This is a genomic window from Streptomyces olivoverticillatus, assembly GCF_014203555.1.
Lineage (GTDB): Bacteria > Actinomycetota > Actinomycetes > Streptomycetales > Streptomycetaceae > Streptomyces > Streptomyces olivoverticillatus.
This window is the reverse complement of the sequence record NZ_JACHJH010000005.1, coordinates 201,134-219,663: the sequence shown is the minus strand read 5'-3', so window position 1 is coordinate 219,663 and position 18,530 is coordinate 201,134. Positions and strand designations below refer to the sequence as shown.

Sequence of the window (18,530 nt, the reverse complement as noted above, 5' to 3'; positions counted from 1 at the left end):
ACACTGTGACGAGTTACGTCAAGGGCACAACTCGATATCAACGCAGCGTGATCTTTTATCCGCGGCAAGGCAGGCATTCCACCCACATCGATTACTCAACGCCATTGAACGTCCAGTCCATTTCGCGGAAGCGATGGTCCGGGACGCCCTCCGTGGGCCCGTTCGACAGTGCGGCCGCCAGCACCTCCTCGGCCTCGTACGCCCCTTGCCACTGTTCGAGCCGCAGCCATGACCGTTTCAAGTGCAGATGCACATCCATGTCCCAGCTGAATCCCAGACCGCCATGCAGTTGCAAACAGTCACGGGCATTACGGACAGCCGCATCATCGGCCAACAGTTTCGCCGCCGAAATATCACAGGCCGTCATCGTCAATGACGCGGCGTGCACGCTACTGCGTGCGATTTCCGCACGCACGAGCATTTGGGCACAGAGGTGTTGCACGGCTTGGAACGTCCCGATGGGGCGGCCGAACTGGATGCGTGTTCTGGCGTGGTCCACCGCCATCTCCAGAGTGCGGGAGGCGCTGCCGAGTTGCTGGGCGGCAGTCAGCAGCGCCGCCTCGCGGCGCAGCCGGTCTGCGCCCGGGGCCGCGACCTGCATCGCGTGATCGGTGACCGCCGGGGGGAGTTGCCGTACGTCGTACAGAGGCGTCGTCGGATCCACCGACCGCACCGGGCGCCCCGGCAGTTTCTCCCTTCCCGTGCCCCCGGCCGTCGACAGCACGTGGACGCTGGGGTGGTTGAGCAACAGCACAGCATCCGACGCGTCCAGATGCTCGACCATGCCGGGTCGGTCGACCGCCGTCACCACGGCCGCCCCCTCGGCGGCGCCCGGCACGTGACCGGCGGCGAGGTGGGTGGCGACGAGCGGGCCGGGCAGCAGGGCGCGCCCCGCCTCTTCGAAGACCAGCACGGCCTCCGGCAGCCCCAGACCCGCCCCGCCGTCCTTCTCGGGCAGCCGCAGGGAGAAGAGCCCGGCTTCCCCCAGTGCCCGCCACAAGGCGCGGTCGAACGCCGGTCCTGGCCGGTCCGCATCGGCCGCTTCCCGGAGCCGCTCGCGGGGGAAACGGGCCTGGAGGAGCTCCCGCATTCCCGCCTTCAGGGCCCGCTGGTCGTCGTCCGGCCGGAGGTCCATGGCCGCTCACCGTCCCTTGGGAAGGCCGAGGATGCGCTCGGCGATGATGTTCCGCTGGATCTGGGAGGTGCCTGCCGCGATCGTGTACGAGAGGGAGGAGAGCCGCTCGGCGGTCCACTCGTGGTCGGCGTCCAGGCAGTGGGGGCCGAGGATGTCGGCGGCCGTGTCGTACAGCTCCTGGCGTGCCTGTGAGTAGTGCAGCTTGAAGACCGAGCCGCCCAGGCCCGGCACCCCGTCGCCTCCGGTGCGCAGCGAGCTCTCGGCCTCGCTCACGTTGGCCTGGACGAGCCGCCACAGGGCGGTGAAGTCGGCGTTCAGGCGGCCGAGGCGGCGGCGCAGGGCGGTGTCCTCCCACCGGCCGTTCTCCTTGGCCACAGCCGCCAGGCGGGCGAGGGTGCGGCAGCAGGCCACGACTTCCCCGGCGAAGGCCGTGCCGCGTTCGAAGGAGAGGGTGACCATGGTGACGCGCCAGCCGTCGTTCTCCGCGCCGATGCGGTGGGCGAGGGGGATCCGCACGTCGTCGAGGAAGACCTCGGCGAATTCCGTGGAGCCGGCGAGGGTCCGCAGCGGGCGGACGGTCACCCCGGGGGCGTCCATCGGCAGGGCGAGCCAGGAGAGACCCCGGTGCCGGGGCGCGGCGGGATCGGTGCGGACGAGCAGTTCGCACCAGTCGGCGACCTGGGCGTGCGAGGTCCAGATCTTGCTGCCGGTGACGACGTAGGCGTCGCCGTCGCGGACGGCGCGGGTGCGCAGCGAGGCCAGGTCGGAGCCGGCTTCCGGTTCGGAGAAGCCCTGGCACCAGACCTCCTCGCCGCGCAGGATCGGCGGCAGCCAGCGGGCGCGCTGTCCGGCGGTGCCCTCGGTGGCGATGGTGGGACCGGCGTGCAGCAGGCCGACGAAGTTCGCCCCCACATATGGCGCGCCGGCCAGCTCGGTCTCCTCAAGGAAGATCAGGTGCTGGGTGGGGGTGGCGCCCTGGCCGCCTGCGTCGACGGGCCAGTGCAGGCCGGCGTACCCGGCGTCGTACAGCGCCCGTTGCCAGGCGCAGTCGTAGGCCCGGCGGGCAGGCCAGTCGGACGGCGGCGGTTTGGGCGGCAGCTTGGGCAGCGTCCGGCGCAGCCAGGCGCGCAGGCAGCGCCGGAAGTCTTCCTCTTCCGGGGAGTAGGTGAGGTCCATGGAGGGTTCACCTGCCGGGGGCGTCGAGGTCCAGGCCGAGCATGCGGATGGCGTTGCCCCGCATGAGTTTGTGAACCGTCTCGCCGTCCAGGCCCCGCACGTGCTCCAGGGCGATCTCCTTGGTGTGGGGGAAAGTGGAGTCGACGTGGGGGTAGTCGGTTTCGAAGGTGGCGTTGTCCCGGCCCACCGCATCGAGTGATGCGACACCGTGTTTGTCACGGAAAAAGCAGCAGAAGACCTGCCGGTAGTAATAGGTGGAGGGCGGCTCCGGGACGAGGTCGCGCACCCCGCCCCAGGCGCGGTGCTCGCGCCATACGTCGTCGGCCCGTTCCAGGAGGTAGGGGATCCAGCCCATCTGGCCCTCGCTGTAGGCCAGTTTCAGGCGGGGGAAGCGCACGAGCACGCCGCTGAAGAGGTAGTCGGACATCGAGGCCATGGCGTTGTTGAAGGACAGGGTTGCCTGGACGGCCGGTGGTGCGTCGGGGGATGCGGCGGGCATCTGCGAGGAGGAGCCGATGTGCATGTTGACGACGGTGCCGGTCTCCTGGCAGGCGGCGAAGAAGGGGTCCCAGTAGCCGGTGTGGATGCTGGGGAGGCCGAGGTGGGTGGGGAGCTCGCTGAAGGTCACCGCGCGTACGCCGCGTTCGGCATTGCGGTGTATTTCCGCGACGGCGAGGCGCACGTCCCACAGGGGTATGAGGCACAGCGGGATCAGCCGGCCGCGGCTGTCGCCGCACCACTCCTCCACCATCCAGTCGTTGTAGGCCCGTACGCAGGCCAGGGCGACTTCCTTGTCGTGGGCCTCGGCGAAGGTCTGGCCGCAGAAGCGGGGGAAGGTGGGGAAGCAGAGAGAGGCCTCGACGTGGTTGAGGTCCATGTCCTTCAGGCGTTCGGCCGGGTCCCAGCAGCCGGGGCGCATTTCGGCGCGGGTGATGCCCTCCAGGGTCATGTGGTCGCGGTCGAACCCCGCGGCGGCGATGGTGCGCTTGTAGGGGAAGCGGAGGTCCTCGTAGATCCACCAGTCGGCGGGCGGACCGTCGGGGTCCATGGCGATGCGGTACTTCCCGCCGGTGTACTCCAGCTCTCCGATGCCGGTGGTCAGGGGCCGGGGGCCGCGCTCGCGGTACTTGGCCGGCAGCCAGGCCTCGAAGAGGTGGGCGGGCTCGATCACGTGGTCGTCGACGCTGACGATGCGCGGCAGATCCATGAGGGCTCCCTCTCGCCTATCTGACGAACCGTCAGTTCGCTTCGAGGCTAGTCCGCACCCCCTGGACCGACAAGGCGCACCGGCCTATGCTCCGCCAGACCTGATGCTGCGTCAGATACCCCGTACGGTCAGACCAGAGGGTTCCCCGGAGGAGGACGCCATGCGCCCTGGTACCGACGCCCTGGACCCGGCCCGCTGCCGCACCCTGTGGGAACTCCTCGACCGCCGCGCCGCCCTGGCCCCCGGCGCCCCCGCGCTCATCCAGGGCGACGGCCCCGGCGCCGGCCACCGGCTGTCCTTCGGCGGTCTGCACACCCGCGCGGAGCGGGTCGCCGCCTGGCTGTACGGGCTCGGCATACGGCCCGGGAGCCGGGTGGCCTGGCAGCTGCCCACCCGGATCGAGACGGTCGAGCTGGCCTTCGCGCTGGCTCGCCTGGGCGCCGTCCAGATCCCCATCGTCCCCTTCTACCGGGAGCACGAGGTCGGCCATGTGCTGCGGGCGGCCGAAGCGGAGTTCTTCGCTGTACCGGGAGTCTGGCGGGGCTTCGACCACGCCTCGATGGCCCATCGTCTCGCCCTCGCCCTCCCCACGCCACCGCTCGTCTTCCCGGCCTACGAGCCCCTCCCCGAGGGCGACCCCGCCGTCCTGCCCGCCCCGCCCCGCGACGGCACGACGGTGCGCTGGATCTACTGGACCTCCGGCACGACCTCACGGCCCAAAGGCGTCCTGCACACCGACCGCTCCCTCATCGCCGCAGGCGCCTGCCTCGCCGGCGCGCTCCGCCTCACCCCGGACGACGTCGGCTCCATGGCCTTCCCCTACGCGCACGTGGCCGGGCCCGACTACACCGTGACGATGCTGCTCAGCGGCTTCCCCGCCGTCCTCCTCGAACACTTCGTCCTGCCGGACTCGCTCGACGCCTACCGCCGCCACGGCGTCACCGTCGCCGGAGGCTCCACCGCGTTCTACGCGATGTTCCTCGCCGAGCAGCGCAAGGAGCCCGCCCGCCCCCTGATCCCCACCCTCCGTCTCATGGCGGGAGGCGGCGCCCCCAAGCCGCCGGAGCTGTACCACGACGTCGTGCGCGAGCTGGGCTGTCGGCTCACTCACGGCTACGGCATGACCGAGGCGCCGATGATCACCATGGGGACCGAGGACGACCCGCCGGAGAAGCTCGCCGCCACGGAAGGACGGTCCCCCGCCGGAATGGAGATCCGTGTCGTCGGCAAGGACGGCCGGCCGGTGCCCGCCGGGGTCACGGGAGAGATCCGGCTGCGCGGCGAAGCGGTCTGCACCGGCTACCTCGACCCGGCGCACACCGCCGAGGCGTTCGACGCGGACGGCTTCCTCGTCACCGGCGACCTGGGCCGTCTCACCGCGGACGGATATCTCGTGCTCACCGGGCGCGCCAAGGACGTCATCATCCGCAAGGGCGAGAACATCTCCGCCCAAGAGGTCGAACAACTCCTCTACGGGCACCCCGGGATCGAGGATGTCGCCGTCATCGGCCTGCCCGACGCGGTGCGCGGCGAGCGCGTCTGCGCGGTCGTGCAGCAGCGGCCGGGAGCCGCACCGCTGACCCTCGGCGCCGTCACGGACCACCTGCGGGCCGCGGGGCTGTCCGTGCACAAGCTGCCCGAGCAGCTGGAGCTCGTGGACGAGCTGCCGCGCAACGGCACGCTGCGCAAGGTCCTCAAGTACGAGCTGCGCGAGCGCTTCGGCGGCGAAAGCGCACGGCCCTGAGCCCCGGCACGGCGCGGGGAGCGGCTCAGCCCTTGGCCCGGTAGGTGGCCGTGGCCTGGTCGAAGAAGGTGTCCACCGAGCGCTGCTCGTCCATCGGGCCGATCACCTGCAGCACGTGGTACCGGGAGTCCAGGATCATCGCGGAGTTGCGCACATAGACCTGGCGGCCGCTGCTGTCGTTCCAGTTGAACGCGCCCTCCGCCGTCGCCGTCCCGCCGACGTCGATGCGGCGCAGGCCGGAGGCGCCGGACCAGGAGGAGGAGCGGTACGGGGCCAGTTCGGGCTCCTTGTCCTGCTGGTAGGCCATGGGGTCGCCGCCGGACTCCGCCACCGTGTCCCGGCCGGGCACCACGATCAGCTCGTAGTCGCCGCCGACGTAGACGACCTGGCCGCGCTCGTTCTCACCGCGGCGCTGCCAGTCGTCGGGGACGGCCACGGAGAAGCCCTTGGGGTCCTTGCGCAGGGTGAACCCCTTGGCGACGCCGTCCGCGGCGACCGTCCGGCTCGCCTGGGTGCCGGTGTCCGCCGGACGCCCGGCCGTACCCGCGGCCCCTGCACCGCCCGGCGCGGCACTCATCGCTCCCGCGTTGCCACTGCGGTCGGCAGGGGTCTGCCCGGCGCTCTGTTCGGCGCGCGGCATGAACAGCAGTGCATAGAGCACCGCACCGACCAGCGCGAGCAGGATCAGCCCCAGCAGCAGACGGCCGAGGCGGCGGGGCGCGGGGGCGGTGCGCACCCGCTGCTCCTGAAGGTGCCCCATGGCGACCGAACCGGCCCGCTCCCGGCCGGGCGCCCGCTTGTGCCGTCCGTGAGCCGACGCCGCATCGGCGGCGGCAGCGCGGCCGCGTCGGCGGCGGACCAGCTCGCCGCGCCGCCTTATCACCGGCAGCCGCCCGGGGTCGGCGGGGAGACCGGGCCCGATCGAGGGGACGGTGACCGTACGGCTGCCGATGTCCGGCTCCGGCGCGGACCGGATCAGCGACCGCAGCCAGCCGCGGAGCTCCTCGAACTCCGGGCGCTCCGACGGCTCCTTGCGCATCAGCGACTCGACGACGGGGCGCAGCGCGCCGCACTCCTCCGCGTAGGCGGGCGGCTCCACGCAGACGAGCTGCACCAAGTCGGAGGTGCTGTCCTCGGGGTAGGGGGCGTGGCCCTGGACGACGCGGAAGAGCAGCGCGCCCAGCGCCCAGAGGTCGGCCGGGGGCCCCACGGGGGGAGCGAGCTGCCAGTTCTCCTGGACCGGCCATGCCTGCTCCGGCGCCCAGCGCTCGGTGACGGCGCCGACCACCACCATGCGTGCCTGCCGCGCCCGCTCCGCGGCGAGGGCACTGACCGGACCCGCGGCAGGCGCCCAACCGCCCGTCCCGGGCCCGGAAGCCGACGCGTCAGCCCCCGCCGCAGCGCCCGTCACGGTCTCGGCGGCCACCTGCGTATGGCCGGTCGCCACGCCGCCGGCCGGGCCGTGGGCCTTCGCTGCGCCACCGGCGGCACGGGAAGCGCCGCCATTCTGAGCGCCCTGGACGAGCGGGTCGGCGCTCCACGGCGCAGGGGAGCCCGGCGCGGGGGCGGTGCCGCTGGCGGCGCTGCCGCCGCCCCAGGTGGACGAGCCCTTGGGCGCACGGGAGCCGCCCTCGACCGCCGCGCGGGCCGCGGCGGCGCGGGCTGCCGCGTGGTACGCGGCGATCGCGCCGGACCGGACCGCGCGTGCGTTGCGCGCCTCGCTGCGCTCGCCGTGGGAGGGGTCCGGACGGCGCGCGCCGCCGGGCGCCGCACCATTGTCACCCTGGGCCGCGGGGAAGCCGCCCGCCGCGGAAGCGCCCTGCGCGTCCGTCCCGCGCACCTGGCGCGGGACGGTGCCCGCCGCGCCGGGGCGCGGCCGGCCGGCTTCGGACGGGACGGGGTCGTAGCCGCACAGGGCCTCTTCCGCCGCTCCCGCGGCGAGTCCGGTGAGGATGGCGCGACCGTCGTCGCAGATGAGGACGGTGCGCGCGGTGATGTTGCGATGGGTCCAGCCCTGGGCGTGCAGGGCACGCAGGGCGGTCAGGACGTCGGCGGCCACCTCGGCCGCACGGTGTGGCGAGAGGGTGCGCTCGGCGAGCAGCGCGGCCAACGGGCGTGCGGAGACGAGCTCGCTGACGATCCAGAGGCTGCCCGCCTCGGCGAAGACGTGGAAGACCTGGTCGAGCCGCGGGTGGTCGGGGATCTGTGCGGCGGCCGTCGCCGCGGCCAGCGCACGGCGCACCGCCGGATCGCCGGGGCCCCCGGTCGTACGGCCGGCTCTCGCGCCGGCAGCCCCCGGCCGGGGCCCTGCCCCGGTCTCGTACGCGCCTTCGTCGCCCACGACTTCCGCGTCCACGATTTCCGGCAGGGGAATCTGCCGGACGAGGACCTCCTGGCCGCTGTACGTGTCGAAGGCCCGGGTCTCGACGAGTTCGAAGGCGTCGGAGGGGGGCAACGGCAGGCGATAGCGGTCGGCGAGCACCCGGCCCGCGTACTCGTCCACGACGCCTCCCCGATCGTGCGATCCACCAACCATCGCCCGAACAACCGTCAAAGCCGGTCATTCAGGCGCTCATTGCGGCTGCGTACCGTCCACGGCCACTCACGATACGTGCCGAACCCGCCCCTTCGGGCGCGTACGGCTCAGTACGTCCCCCGGCACCGCCGACGGTATGCCTGTGGAGCGGCGGGTCCGGAAGCGGACGGCGTCAGTTCGCGCCGGGGAGGCCGGCCGAGGCGCCGCGCACCGGCAGGGCCGCCGCATATGCGTCCGTCGTGACGGTGACGGACATGGCGGCCTTCTTGTGGCCGGGCGACGTGCCGCCCTTGCCGTTCTTGCCCTTGTCGTCGCCGCTCATGGTGATGGCGAGCACCGTGCCGATGACGGCCAGCACCACGACGACCGCCGCGACGAGCAGGACGCGGCGCGGCACGACGTCCGTGATGGAGGCACGGCCGTAGCCGCCGGAGCGCGCGCCCCTGCCGCCCCGGGCCGCGGCGACGCTTCCGACGGTGAGGTTGAACGACGGCACCGGCTCGTTCTGCTTGCCGGTGGTCGAAGACGCCGCCTCGACGTCGTCCCGCAAGGGCTTGAAGGCACCGCGCGCACCACGCGCACCCTCGGCCCTGGAAGTACCGGCAGCCCCGGAGCGCTCACCGGCACCCCGCGACCCTGACGGCGCAGCGGCCCGCGAGCCGGACGCACCCGTCCCGTCGATCTTGTCCGACGCCCCCGACCGGCCGAAGCCGGCGGTGCGCTCCGACGCGCCCGCCCGGTCCGCCTTCTCCGCCCACCCCGGCTTCGCCGGTATCGACGGCAGCGTCGGCATCGCGATGGCCTGCGTGGCATCCAGGTCCGGAGACGGCTTGGGGGGCTTGGGCAGGCGCTCGTCGGGGGCATTGACCGCGTCGGTCAGCAACGCCCGCGCGCCCGCCTCGTCCAGCCGCTTCTGCGGGTCCTTGGCGAGGAGGCCGTACATGACCTCGGCCAGCGGACCGGCGTTGCGCGGCGGGCCCAGGGGCTCGGTCATCACGGCGGTGAGGGTGGCGATGGCCGACCCCTTGTCGTACGGCGGCACGCCCTCGACGGCCGCGTACAGCAGACCGCCCAGCGACCACAGGTCCGCGGGCGGTCCGGGCTTCTGGCCGCGGGCGCGCTCGGGAGAGATGTACGAGGGCGCGCCGACGAGCATGCCGGTGGAGGTGACCGAGGGGTCGCCCTCGACCTGCGCGATGCCGAAGTCGGTGAGGACGACCCGGCCGTCTTCGGCGATGAGCACGTTCGACGGCTTCACGTCGCGGTGCAGGATGCCCTGGCGGTGGGCGGCGCCCAGCACGTCGAGCACGGCGACGCCCACCTCGGCGGCTCTGCGCCACTTCAGCGGCCCGTCCTCACGGATGACGTCGGCGAGCGAACGGCCCTCGATGAGCTCCATGACGATCCACGGCCGGTCGTCCTCGTGCACCACGTCGTAGACGGTGACCGCCCCGGCGCTGCGAATACGGGCGATGGCCTTGGCCTCGCGCAGTGTGCGCGTGATCAGACGGCGCTTCTCGTCCTCGTCGATGTTGGCAGGGAACCGCAGTTCCTTGACCGCGACCGTACGGCCCAGGGTCTCGTCGGTCGCCCGCCAGACCGTGCCCATGCCACCGCGCCCGAGGACGTCCCCGAGGCGGTATCGCCCGGCGAGGAGGCGCCCTGCCGTGCCCTGCGTCTGCTCCGCCTCCGACATGCGTCCCCTCTGGCAATCAGCTCTGCGACCAACCGACCCTGGCAGAGCGACCATTGTCTCTCATCCGCGGACCGGCGGAAGGCCAGGGTCCGAGGCCATGGATGATGAGGGCATGCCGACGCGCACCGTGCTCCCGCGCTTCACTGCGGCCATGACCGCGCTGTGCTGCGCCGTAACGGTGTCGATGACGACGGGATGCGGCGGCGTCGTCGCCCGCTCACCTGTACAGGACTTGGTTTCGGAACGGTCGGTTCCCGGTGCCGCCGAGTTGTCACAAGGTGCTCATGGTGAGCTGAGGTTCAGCACGGCGGGCGTGGCGGACGTACACACCGGGCGTCGCATCGGCCTCACGGACCGCTTCCGGGCCGGGAGCATCACCAAGACGGTCGTCGCCACCGTCACCCTCCAGCTCGTGGCCGAGCACCGGCTGGGGCTGGACGACCCCGTCGCCGCGCACCTGCCCGCCACGACCGCGCGGGCCCTGCGGAGCGCACCGGGAATCGCCGGAGTCACGGTCCGCCAACTGCTCACCCACACCAGCGGCGTGTTCTCCTACACCGACGACAGCACCTTCTTCAGCGAATTCTTCGGCCAGGGCTTCGCCACGCACCGCTACGACTCCCACTCCGCCGACGCGCTCGTGCGGACCGCGCTCGCCCATCCGCCGTACGCGCCGCCCGGCACCCGCTACCACTACTCCAACACCGACTACCTCCTCCTCGGCATGGCCATCCGTCAGGTCACCGGCCACAGCTACGCCACCGAGGCCCGACGCCGCGTCATCGGCCCGCTGCACCTCACCGGCACCAGCTTCCCCGGCACCCGCACCTCGCTCCCCTCACCCCACGGGCGGGCCTACAGCGCCGACGCCGCTGACATCTCCGACGTCACGGACGTCACCGACCTCAACCCCTCGGCCGCGGGCGCCGCCGGTGAGCTGGTCTCCACCCTCCCCGACCTCGACCGGTTCTTCGGCGCCCTCCTGAGCGGCGCCCTGCTGCCCGCGCCCGAGCTGCGCGCCATGCGGGACACCTCGGCCTCCGGCGGCCGCTACGGCATGGGCCTCTTCCCCGTGCGGCTGACCTGCGGGCGCACGCTGTGGGGCCACAACGGCGAGATCAACGGCTCGTACGTGCAGGTCCTCGGCACCGCCGACGGGCAGCGCGTGGTCGGCTACCGGACCAACAGCGACACCCGGCCGCCCGCCGCGGCCGAAGCACGACTGCTCAGCGCGGAGTTCTGCCCACGGGGGCGGTGAATCCGCGCCCGCCGCCGGAGGCGCTAAGCGGGTTGGTCGAAGTCGAGTGCTGATCCTTTGGGCTGCCAAGGCGCCGACCTGGGTGGGCGCGGGAGGATCAGCACTGCACTTCACCGAGGCCGCTTAGATCGGCTGGATCTCCGGGGCGCCCAGCCGGGCCGCGTCCGCCGTCAGGTCGTCGGGCTGCAGCTGCGACTCGCGCTCCGCCTCCACGCGCTTCTCGTAGTGCTCGACCTCCTTGACGACCTGCGCCGCGTCCCACCCCAGGACCGGCGCCATCAGACCGGCGGCCTCACGGGCGCAGCGCGCGCCGCGGTCGAAGGTCTCGATCGAGATGCGGGTGCGGCGCGTGAGCACGTCGTCCAGGTGGCGCGCGCCCTCGTGCGAGGCGGCGTAGACGACCTCCGCCCGCAGATAGTCCTCGGCGCCGCCCAGCGGCTGGCCGAGGGACGGGTCGTCGACGACCAGGGCCAGCACCTCGTCCACGAGCGAGCCGTACCGGTTGAGCAGGTGTTCGATCCGGGCCACGTGCAGCCCCGTGCGCACGGCCAGCTGGGCGCGCCCGTTCCACAGGGCGCGGTAGCCCTCCGCGCCCACCAGGGGCACGTCTTCCGTGACGCAGTCGGCGACCCGCTGGGAGAGCCCGTGCACCGCCTCGTCCACCGCGTCCTTGGCCATCACGCGGTAGGTCGTGTACTTGCCGCCCGCCACGACCACCAGGCCGGGCACGGGGTGCGCCACCGTGTGCTCGCGCGAGAGCTTGCTGGTCGCGTCCGACTCGCCGGCCAGCAAGGGGCGCAGCCCCGCGTAGACGCCTTGCACGTCGGCGCGGGTGAGCGGCACGGCGAGCACGGAGTTCACGTGCTCCAGCAGGTAGTCGATGTCCGCACTGGAGGCCGCCGGGTGCGCCTTGTCCAGGTCCCAGTCCGTGTCCGTCGTGCCGATGATCCAGTGCCTGCCCCAGGGGATGACGAACAGCACGCTCTTCTCGGTGCGCAGGATCAGCCCGGTCGTGGAGTGGATACGGTCCTTGGGGACGACCAGGTGGATGCCCTTGGAGGCCCGTACGTGGAACTGGCCGCGCTCGGCGATGAGCTGCTGCGTGTCGTCCGTCCACACCCCCGTGGCATTGACGATCTGACGGGCCCGGATCTCGAACTCGCCGCCCTGCTCCAGATCCCGCACCCGCGCGCCGACCACCCGTTCGCCCTCGCGCAGGAAGCCCACGACGCGGGCCCGGTTGGCGGCGTCCGCACCGTAGGCGGCGGCGGTGCGCACGAGGGTGGTGACGTAGCGCGCGTCGTCCATCTGCGCGTCGTAGTACTGGAGGGCGCCGACCAGCGCGTCCTTGCGCAGGCAGGGCGCGACGCGCAGCGCCTTCTTGCGCGTGAGGTGGCGGTGGACGGGCAGTCCGCGGCCGTGGCCGGAGGAGAGGGACATTGCGTCGTACAGCGCCACGCCCGAGCCCGCGTACAGGCGCTCCCAGCCTCTGTGCTGGAGCGGATAGAGGAAGGGCACCGGCTTGACCAGGTGCGGGGCCAGCCGCTGGAGCAGCAGTCCACGCTCCTTGAGGGCCTCCCGGACGAGGGCGAAGTCGAGCATCTCCAGATAGCGCAGACCCCCGTGGATGAGCTTGCTGGACCGGCTGGAGGTGCCCGCGGCCCAGTCGCGCGCCTCGACGATCCCGGTGACCAGCCCGCGGGTCGCCGCGTCGAGCGCGGTGCCCGCGCCGACGACACCGCCGCCGACCACCAGGATGTCCAGTTCCCGCTCCGCCATCCGGGCGAGCGCCGCACCGCGCTCGGCCGGCCCGAGTGTCGCTGTCCTCACCACTGCCTCCCGCTGACCGCTGCCGCTGCCCATGCCGGTGACCTGCCGATGCCGATGCGCCACGCCGGGCGGGCACCCCTGCTCCTTCGATGCTGCCCCAGATCGGCTGCTTCGGCCGTGTTGGGACCGCTCGGATTCGGGCCGGGAGGAAGACGGAAGCCGCCAGAAGGTGCCCGAAATCATTCCGGGACGAGCCGCGCCGCGACAATACCGGAAGTCAGTCATATATCCGCTTAACCTGATGTACCAGCTGATTTCGGACGGTCTCCCCCGCCGGTCCCCCGCCGATTCCCCCGCCGACTCCCGCCGCCAGCCCGCGCCGCCCCGCCGCCATCCCTCCGGACGCCTCCTCCGGGAAGGACCGCATCCCGCCATGCCCGCAGATCTCGCCGTCATCGGACTCGGCCCCCTCGGCCTTCCCCTCGCCCAGGCCGCCACCGCCGCCTCCGTGGCCACCACCGGCTACGACCCGGACCCGCACGCCGTCGCCGAACTCCGCGCCGGCCGTCCCCCCTTCGACGGCGGCGACGGCTCCCTCACGGCCGCCGGAATCCGCCGCATGCTCTCCGCCGGTTTCCGCCCCACCACCGACGACGCCGAACTCGGCAAGGTCCGTACGGCCGTGATCTGCGCCCCCACCCGGCTCGGCGAGGACCGGGCGCTGGACCTCACCGCCGTCGGCGAGGCGGCCCGCGCGCTCGCGCCCCGGCTCCGCCCGCACACCACCGTCGTCCTGGAGTCCGCCGTCTCCCCCGGCACCACCGAGGACTTCCTGCGCCCCCTCCTCGAAGCCGGCTCGGGGCTGCGCGCGGGCCAGGACTTCCACCTCGCCTACTCCCCCAGCCGCCTCGACCCCGGCAACCGCCGCCACGGCGTCGCCAACACCCCCAAGGTCATCGGCGGCCTCACCCCCGCCTGCACCGAGGCCGCCGCCGCCTTCTACGGGCGGATCTGCGAGAAGGTCGTACGCGCCCGCGGGCCGCGCGAGGCCGAGGCGGTCAAGGTCCTGGAGAGCAACTACCGGTACGTCAACATCGCGCTGGCCAACGAGATGGCGGTCTTCTGCCACGACATCGGCGTCGACCTGTGGGACGTCGTGCGCTGCGCCGAGACCAAGCCGTTCGGCTTCCAGGCCTTCCGGCCCGGGCCCGGGGTGGGCGGGCACGGGGTGCCCATCGACCCCAACTACATCTCCTACAAGGGCCGCAGCCTCGGCTACCCGTTGCGCATGATGGAGCTGGCGCAGGAGGTCAACGGGCGGATGCCGCGCTACGTCACCCAGCGGTCCGCCACCCTGCTCAACGAGCACGGCAAGTCGGCGCGCGGGGCACGCGTCCTGCTGCTGGGCGTCAGCTACAAGCCGGACACCGGCGACCAGGAGGGCTCACCCGCGCGGGAAGTCGCCTCACGTCTGATGGAGCTGGGGGCGCAGCTCAGCTACCACGACCCCTATGTGCACGAGTGGAGCGTGCTGGGGCGGCCGGTGCCCCGGGCGGACTGCCTGTACGAGGCCGCGGCCGAGGCGGATCTGACGGTCCTTCTCCAGCCCCACCGCACCTACGACCTCCAGGGGCTCGCGGTGAAGGCCCAGCTGCTGCTGGACACCCGGGGTGCGAGCCCGGCGGGGGCGGCCCACCGGCTCTAGGGCACAGCCCTGCCGTATCCGCCCCCGCCCTCCCTGCAACCGCCGCCTACAGCCGTCCCGCCAGCAGGCGCGGCTGGGCGTCCAGGACCGTCCGCAGCGCCGCGAAGTCCTCCACGCAGCGGCCGGTGCCGATCGCCACGCAGTCCAGCGGGTCGTCCGCGACGATCACGGGGATGTCGAGCTCCGAGCTCAGCCGCACGTCCAGGCCGCGCAGCAGCGCGCCGCCGCCGGTGAGGACGACGCCGCGGTCCATGATGTCGCCGGCCAGCTCCGGCGGGGTCTCGTCCAGGGTCTGGCGGACGGCCATGACGATGGCGTCCACCGGCTCGGACAGCGCGTGCCGGATCTCGTCGGCCGTCAGCTCCAGCGTCTTGGGCAGGCCGCTGACCTGGTCCCGGCCGCGGATGGTGAAGCGGTCCCCGGGCCGCAGGCCCTGGGTCTCCTCCGGGTCGCCGCCCGCCTCGTCGCCGGCCTTGGCCACCTGCCGGGCGAGGGCCGCGAGCCCGGCCTCCGACGAGTAGCCGAAGCCGGTGGGCGAGGCGGAGCCGATGCTCATCTTGAGCGCCTCGGCGGTCCGTTCGCCGATGGCCAGGGCGTACTCCTTCTTCACGTAGGAGATGATCGCCGCGTCCATCGCGTCGCCCGCCGTCCGCACCGAGCGCGCGGTGACGATGCCGCCCAGCGAGATCACGGCGACCTCGGTGGTACCGCCGCCGACGTCGACGACCATGCAGCCGGTCGGCTCGCTGACCGGCAGTCCCGCGCCGATCGCCGCCGCCATCGGCTCCTCGACCAGGTGCACCTGCCGCGCCCCGGCCTGGGCCGCGGCCTCGATGACCGCGCGCCGCTCGACGCCGGTGATGCCCGAGGGCACGCACACCACGACGCGCGGCCGGGTGAAGCGGCGGTTGCCCACGACCTTCTTGATGAAGTGCCGCAGCATCCGCTCGGCTATCTCGAAGTCGGCGATGACGCCGTCGCGCAGCGGACGGATGGCGACGATGTTCGACGGAGTGCGGCCGATGGTCTCCTTGGCCTCCGAGCCGACCGACAGCACGCTGCCGTCCTCGGCGTTGACCGCGACGACCGAGGGCTCGTTGAGCACCACCCCCTTCCCCCGCACGTACACCAGCGTGTTCGCGGTGCCGAGGTCGATGCCCATGTCCCTGCCGCTGAACGACTTGCTTTGCGCCATAAGTCGCCAGTATTCCCTATGATCGAATGCTTATACGGAGCTAACGGCGAAACGGCAGGCGGGCAGCGGGCGGGCGGAGAGCCCGAAGGCCCGGCCCGCCGAAGCGGACCGGGCCTTCAAGAAGACGAAGCGTCAGCGATTGTCGTGCTGCGACGGGGCGACCGTCACCTCGACGCGCTGGAACTCCTTGAGCTCGCTGTAGCCCGTGGTCGCCATCGCCCGGCGCAGGGCGCCGAAGAAGTTCATCGAACCGTCCGGGGTGTGCGAGGGGCCGAGCAGGATCTCCTCGGTCGTGCCGACCGCGCCCAGGTTCATGCGCTTGCCGCGCGGCACGTCCTCGTGGACGGCCTCCATGCCCCAGTGGTGACCGCGGCCCGGGGCGTCCGTGGCGCGGGCCAGCGGGGAGCCCATCATCACGGCGTCGGCACCGCAGGCGATGGCCTTCGGCAGGTCGCCGGACCAGCCCACGCCGCCGTCGGCGATGACGTGGACGTAGCGGCCGCCGGACTCGTCCATGTAGTCGCGGCGGGCGGCGGCCACGTCGGCGACGGCGGTCGCCATCGGGACCTGGATGCCCAGGACGTTGCGGGTGGTGTGCGCGGCACCGCCGCCGAAGCCGACGAGGACGCCGGCCGCGCCCGTGCGCATCAGGTGCAGGGCCGCGGTGTAGGTGGCGCAGCCGCCCACGATGACCGGGACGTCGAGCTCGTAGATGAACTGCTTGAGGTTCAGCGGCTCGGCGGCGCCCGAGACGTGCTCGGCGGAGACGGTCGTGCCGCGGATGACGAAGATGTCCACGCCCGCGTCGACGACGGCCTTGGAGAACTGCGCGGTGCGCTGCGGCGAGAGCGCGGCGGCGGTCACGACACCGGAGTCGCGGACCTCCTTGATGCGCTGGCCGATCAGCTCCTCCTTGATGGGAGCGGCGTAGATCTCCTGCATGCGCTTGGTGGCCGCGTGCTCGTCGAGCTCGGCGATCTCGGCCAGCAGCGGCTCGGGGTCCTCGTAGCGGGTCCACAGGCCCTCAAGGTTGAGCACGCCGAGGCCGCCCAGCTCGCCGATGCGGATGGCGGTCTCGGGCGAGACGACCGAGTCCATGGGGGCGGCCAGGAACGGCAGCTCAAAGCGGTAGGCGTCGATCTGCCAGGCGATCGAGACCTCCTTCGGGTCGCGGGTACGGCGACTCGGGACGACCGCAATGTCGTCGAATGCGTACGCCCGGCGGCCGCGCTTGCCGCGCCCGATCTCGATCTCAGTCACGTGTGTGGCCTTTCCTTCTGCACGTCTGCCGCATCCCAGTATCCCCGACGCCGTGCGGTTCGGCGGCGGGCGGATCCGCACCCTGGCCCTGCACCCCCGGACCGCAAACCGCCGGGCGGGCTGAATGATCAGCCCGCCCGGCGGTTGTGGATTCCGACAATCAGCGGCGCGAGCAGTTCGGCGCCTCGGTCGTCATCTGACAGCCCCACCCGGGGGACGACCCCCGGACCCCCGGCCGGAGACCCGGCCTCAGCGCCGCGAGTAGTTCGGCGCCTCGGTCGTCATCTGGATGTCGTGCGGGTGGCTCTCCTTGAGGCCCGCAGCGGTGATGCGGACGAAGGTGCCCTTGTCCTTGAGCTCCTGGACGTTCGCCGAGCCGACGTAGCCCATGGAGGCCCGCAGACCGCCGATGAGCTGGTGCGCGACCGAGGCGAGCGGGCCGCGGTAGGGCACCTGGCCCTCGATGCCCTCGGGCACGAGCTTGTCCTCGGAGAGGACGTTGTCCTGGAAGTAGCGGTCCTTGGAGTACGAGCGGGCCTGGCCGCGCGACTGCATCGCGCCCAGCGAGCCCATGCCCCGGTAGGACTTGAACTGCTTGCCGTTGATGAAGACCATCTCGCCCGGCGACTCCTCGCAGCCCGCCAGCAGCGAGCCGAGCATCACCGTGTCGGCACCGGCCGCGATCGCCTTGGCGATGTCGCCCGAGTACTGCAGGCCGCCGTCGCCGATCAGCGGGACGCCCGCCGCGTGGCAGGCCTGCGCGGCCTCGTAGATGGCGGTGACCTGCGGGACGCCGATGCCGGCGACCACTCGGGTGGTGCAGATGGAGCCCGGGCCGACACCGACCTTGACGCCGTCCACGCCGGCGTCGATCAGGGCCTGGGCGCCGTCACGGGTGGCGACGTTGCCGCCGACCACGTCGACGTCGATGTTGGACTTGACCTTGGCGATCATGTCGAGGATGCCGCGGCTGTGGCCGTGGGCGCTGTCGATGACCAGGAAGTCGGCACCGGCCTCGACGAGCGCCTGGGCCCGCTCGTAGGCCTCGTCGCCCACGCCGACCGCGGCACCGACGACCAGCCGGCCCTCGGAGTCCTTCGCGGCGTTCGGGTACTTCTCGGCCTTGACGAAGTCCTTGACCGTGATGAGGCCCTTGAGCACACCGGCGTCGTCCACCAGCGGCAGCTTCTCGATCTTGTGGCGGCGGAGCAGCTCGATGGCGTCCTCGCCGGAGATGCCGACCTTGCCCGTCACCAGCGGCATCGGCGTCATGACCTCGCGCACCTGGCGGCCGCGGTCCATCTCGAAGGCCATGTCGCGGTTGGTGACGATGCCCAGCAGCTTGCCCGCGGGGTCGGTCACCGGCACACCGCTGATGCGGAACTTGGCGCACAGCGCGTCCGCCTCGGCCAGCGTGGCGTCCGGGCGGACCGTGATCGGGTCGGAGACCATGCCGGACTCCGAGCGCTTGACCAGGTCGACCTGGTTGGCCTGGTCCTCGATGGAGAGGTTGCGGTGCAGCACGCCCGCACCGCCCTGGCGCGCCATGGCGATGGCCATCCGCGCCTCGGTCACCTTGTCCATCGCAGCGGACAGCAGCGGGATGTTGACCCGTACGTTCCGCGAGATCCGGGAGGAGGTGTCCACGGCGTTCGGCAGGACCTCTGAGGCGCCCGGCAGCAGCAGGACGTCGTCGTATGTCAGACCGAGCATCGCGAATTTCCCGGGCATTCCGTCGACGTTGTCAGTCATGACACCTTCCCAAATGGTCTTGCCTCGGCGAGGACTCCCATGCTAACGGCCGCCGGGGGTGTCCCATTCCACGACGGCTGAGTCACTCGTCACTTG

12 protein-coding genes are annotated in these 18,530 nt (G+C 72.3%); 3 read left to right on the top strand and 9 right to left on the bottom strand.

The features are described from left to right. Positions 1–91 precede the first annotated feature (91 nt). From FHS39_RS18205 to FHS39_RS18195, 3 genes are read right to left on the bottom strand one after another with little or no spacing between them, the layout of a single operon-like run. A complete protein-coding gene (locus FHS39_RS18205) occupies positions 92–1,135 on the bottom strand; it encodes an acyl-CoA dehydrogenase family protein (protein WP_184350397.1) in 1,044 nt (347 codons plus the stop codon). 6 nt (positions 1,136–1,141) lie between these two features. Next, positions 1,142–2,311 carry an acyl-CoA dehydrogenase family protein gene (locus FHS39_RS18200; protein ID WP_184350396.1) on the bottom strand — a complete coding sequence of 390 codons (1,170 nt, stop codon included), beginning with the start codon at positions 2,309–2,311 and terminating at the stop codon, positions 1,142–1,144. 7 nt (positions 2,312–2,318) lie between these two features. Then, positions 2,319–3,518 (bottom strand): amidohydrolase family protein, encoded by a 1,200-nt coding sequence (locus tag FHS39_RS18195; RefSeq protein ID WP_045932230.1) that lies wholly within the window; start codon positions 3,516–3,518, stop codon positions 2,319–2,321. A gap of 160 nt (positions 3,519–3,678) precedes the next feature. Here FHS39_RS18195 and FHS39_RS18190 point away from each other — a divergent pair, with 160 nt between their 5' ends. Beyond that, the gene (locus tag FHS39_RS18190) at positions 3,679–5,262 is read left to right on the top strand and encodes a class I adenylate-forming enzyme family protein (protein ID WP_184350395.1); all 1,584 of its coding nucleotides are present in this window, start codon (positions 3,679–3,681) and stop codon (positions 5,260–5,262) included. A 25-nt stretch (positions 5,263–5,287) separates the two neighbouring features. Here FHS39_RS18190 and FHS39_RS18185 read toward each other — a convergent pair whose 3' ends face one another. Both FHS39_RS18185 and FHS39_RS18180 read right to left on the bottom strand, forming a co-directional pair. Then, positions 5,288–7,765 (bottom strand): protein kinase, encoded by a 2,478-nt coding sequence (locus FHS39_RS18185; protein ID WP_184350394.1) that lies wholly within the window; start codon positions 7,763–7,765, stop codon positions 5,288–5,290. Positions 7,766–7,970: 205 nt separating this feature from the next. Further along, positions 7,971–9,494 carry a serine/threonine-protein kinase gene (locus FHS39_RS18180; RefSeq protein ID WP_184350393.1) on the bottom strand — a complete coding sequence of 508 codons (1,524 nt, stop codon included), beginning with the start codon at positions 9,492–9,494 and terminating at the stop codon, positions 7,971–7,973. Positions 9,495–9,606: 112 nt separating this feature from the next. On the opposite strand from FHS39_RS18180, the gene FHS39_RS18175 reads away from it, so the two are divergent. Continuing rightward, the gene (locus tag FHS39_RS18175) at positions 9,607–10,752 is read left to right on the top strand and encodes a serine hydrolase domain-containing protein (protein ID WP_184350392.1); all 1,146 of its coding nucleotides are present in this window, start codon (positions 9,607–9,609) and stop codon (positions 10,750–10,752) included. Between the two features lie 123 nt (positions 10,753–10,875). Here the strand turns inward: FHS39_RS18175 and FHS39_RS18170 are convergent, their stop codons facing one another. Beyond that, positions 10,876–12,582 (bottom strand): FAD-dependent oxidoreductase, encoded by a 1,707-nt coding sequence (locus tag FHS39_RS18170; RefSeq protein ID WP_184350391.1) that lies wholly within the window; start codon positions 12,580–12,582, stop codon positions 10,876–10,878. 373 nt (positions 12,583–12,955) lie between these two features. Between FHS39_RS18170 and FHS39_RS18165 the strand changes: the two genes are divergently transcribed. Then, positions 12,956–14,227 (top strand): nucleotide sugar dehydrogenase, encoded by a 1,272-nt coding sequence (locus FHS39_RS18165; protein ID WP_184350390.1) that lies wholly within the window; start codon positions 12,956–12,958, stop codon positions 14,225–14,227. A 46-nt stretch (positions 14,228–14,273) separates the two neighbouring features. On the opposite strand, the gene FHS39_RS18160 is transcribed toward FHS39_RS18165, so the two are convergent. The 3 genes from FHS39_RS18160 to guaB all read right to left on the bottom strand — a co-directional run bounded on the left by FHS39_RS18160 (position 14,274) and on the right by guaB (position 18,434). Next, complete coding sequence (locus FHS39_RS18160; RefSeq protein ID WP_184350389.1) at positions 14,274–15,422, bottom strand: rod shape-determining protein; 1,149 nt, start codon at positions 15,420–15,422, stop codon at positions 14,274–14,276. A 132-nt stretch (positions 15,423–15,554) separates the two neighbouring features. Continuing rightward, complete coding sequence (locus tag FHS39_RS18155; RefSeq protein ID WP_004955655.1) at positions 15,555–16,682, bottom strand: GuaB3 family IMP dehydrogenase-related protein; 1,128 nt, start codon at positions 16,680–16,682, stop codon at positions 15,555–15,557. Between the two features lie 249 nt (positions 16,683–16,931). Further along, a complete protein-coding gene (gene guaB / locus FHS39_RS18150; RefSeq protein WP_184350388.1) occupies positions 16,932–18,434 on the bottom strand; it encodes an IMP dehydrogenase in 1,503 nt (500 codons plus the stop codon). Positions 18,435–18,530: the final 96 nt, after the last annotated feature.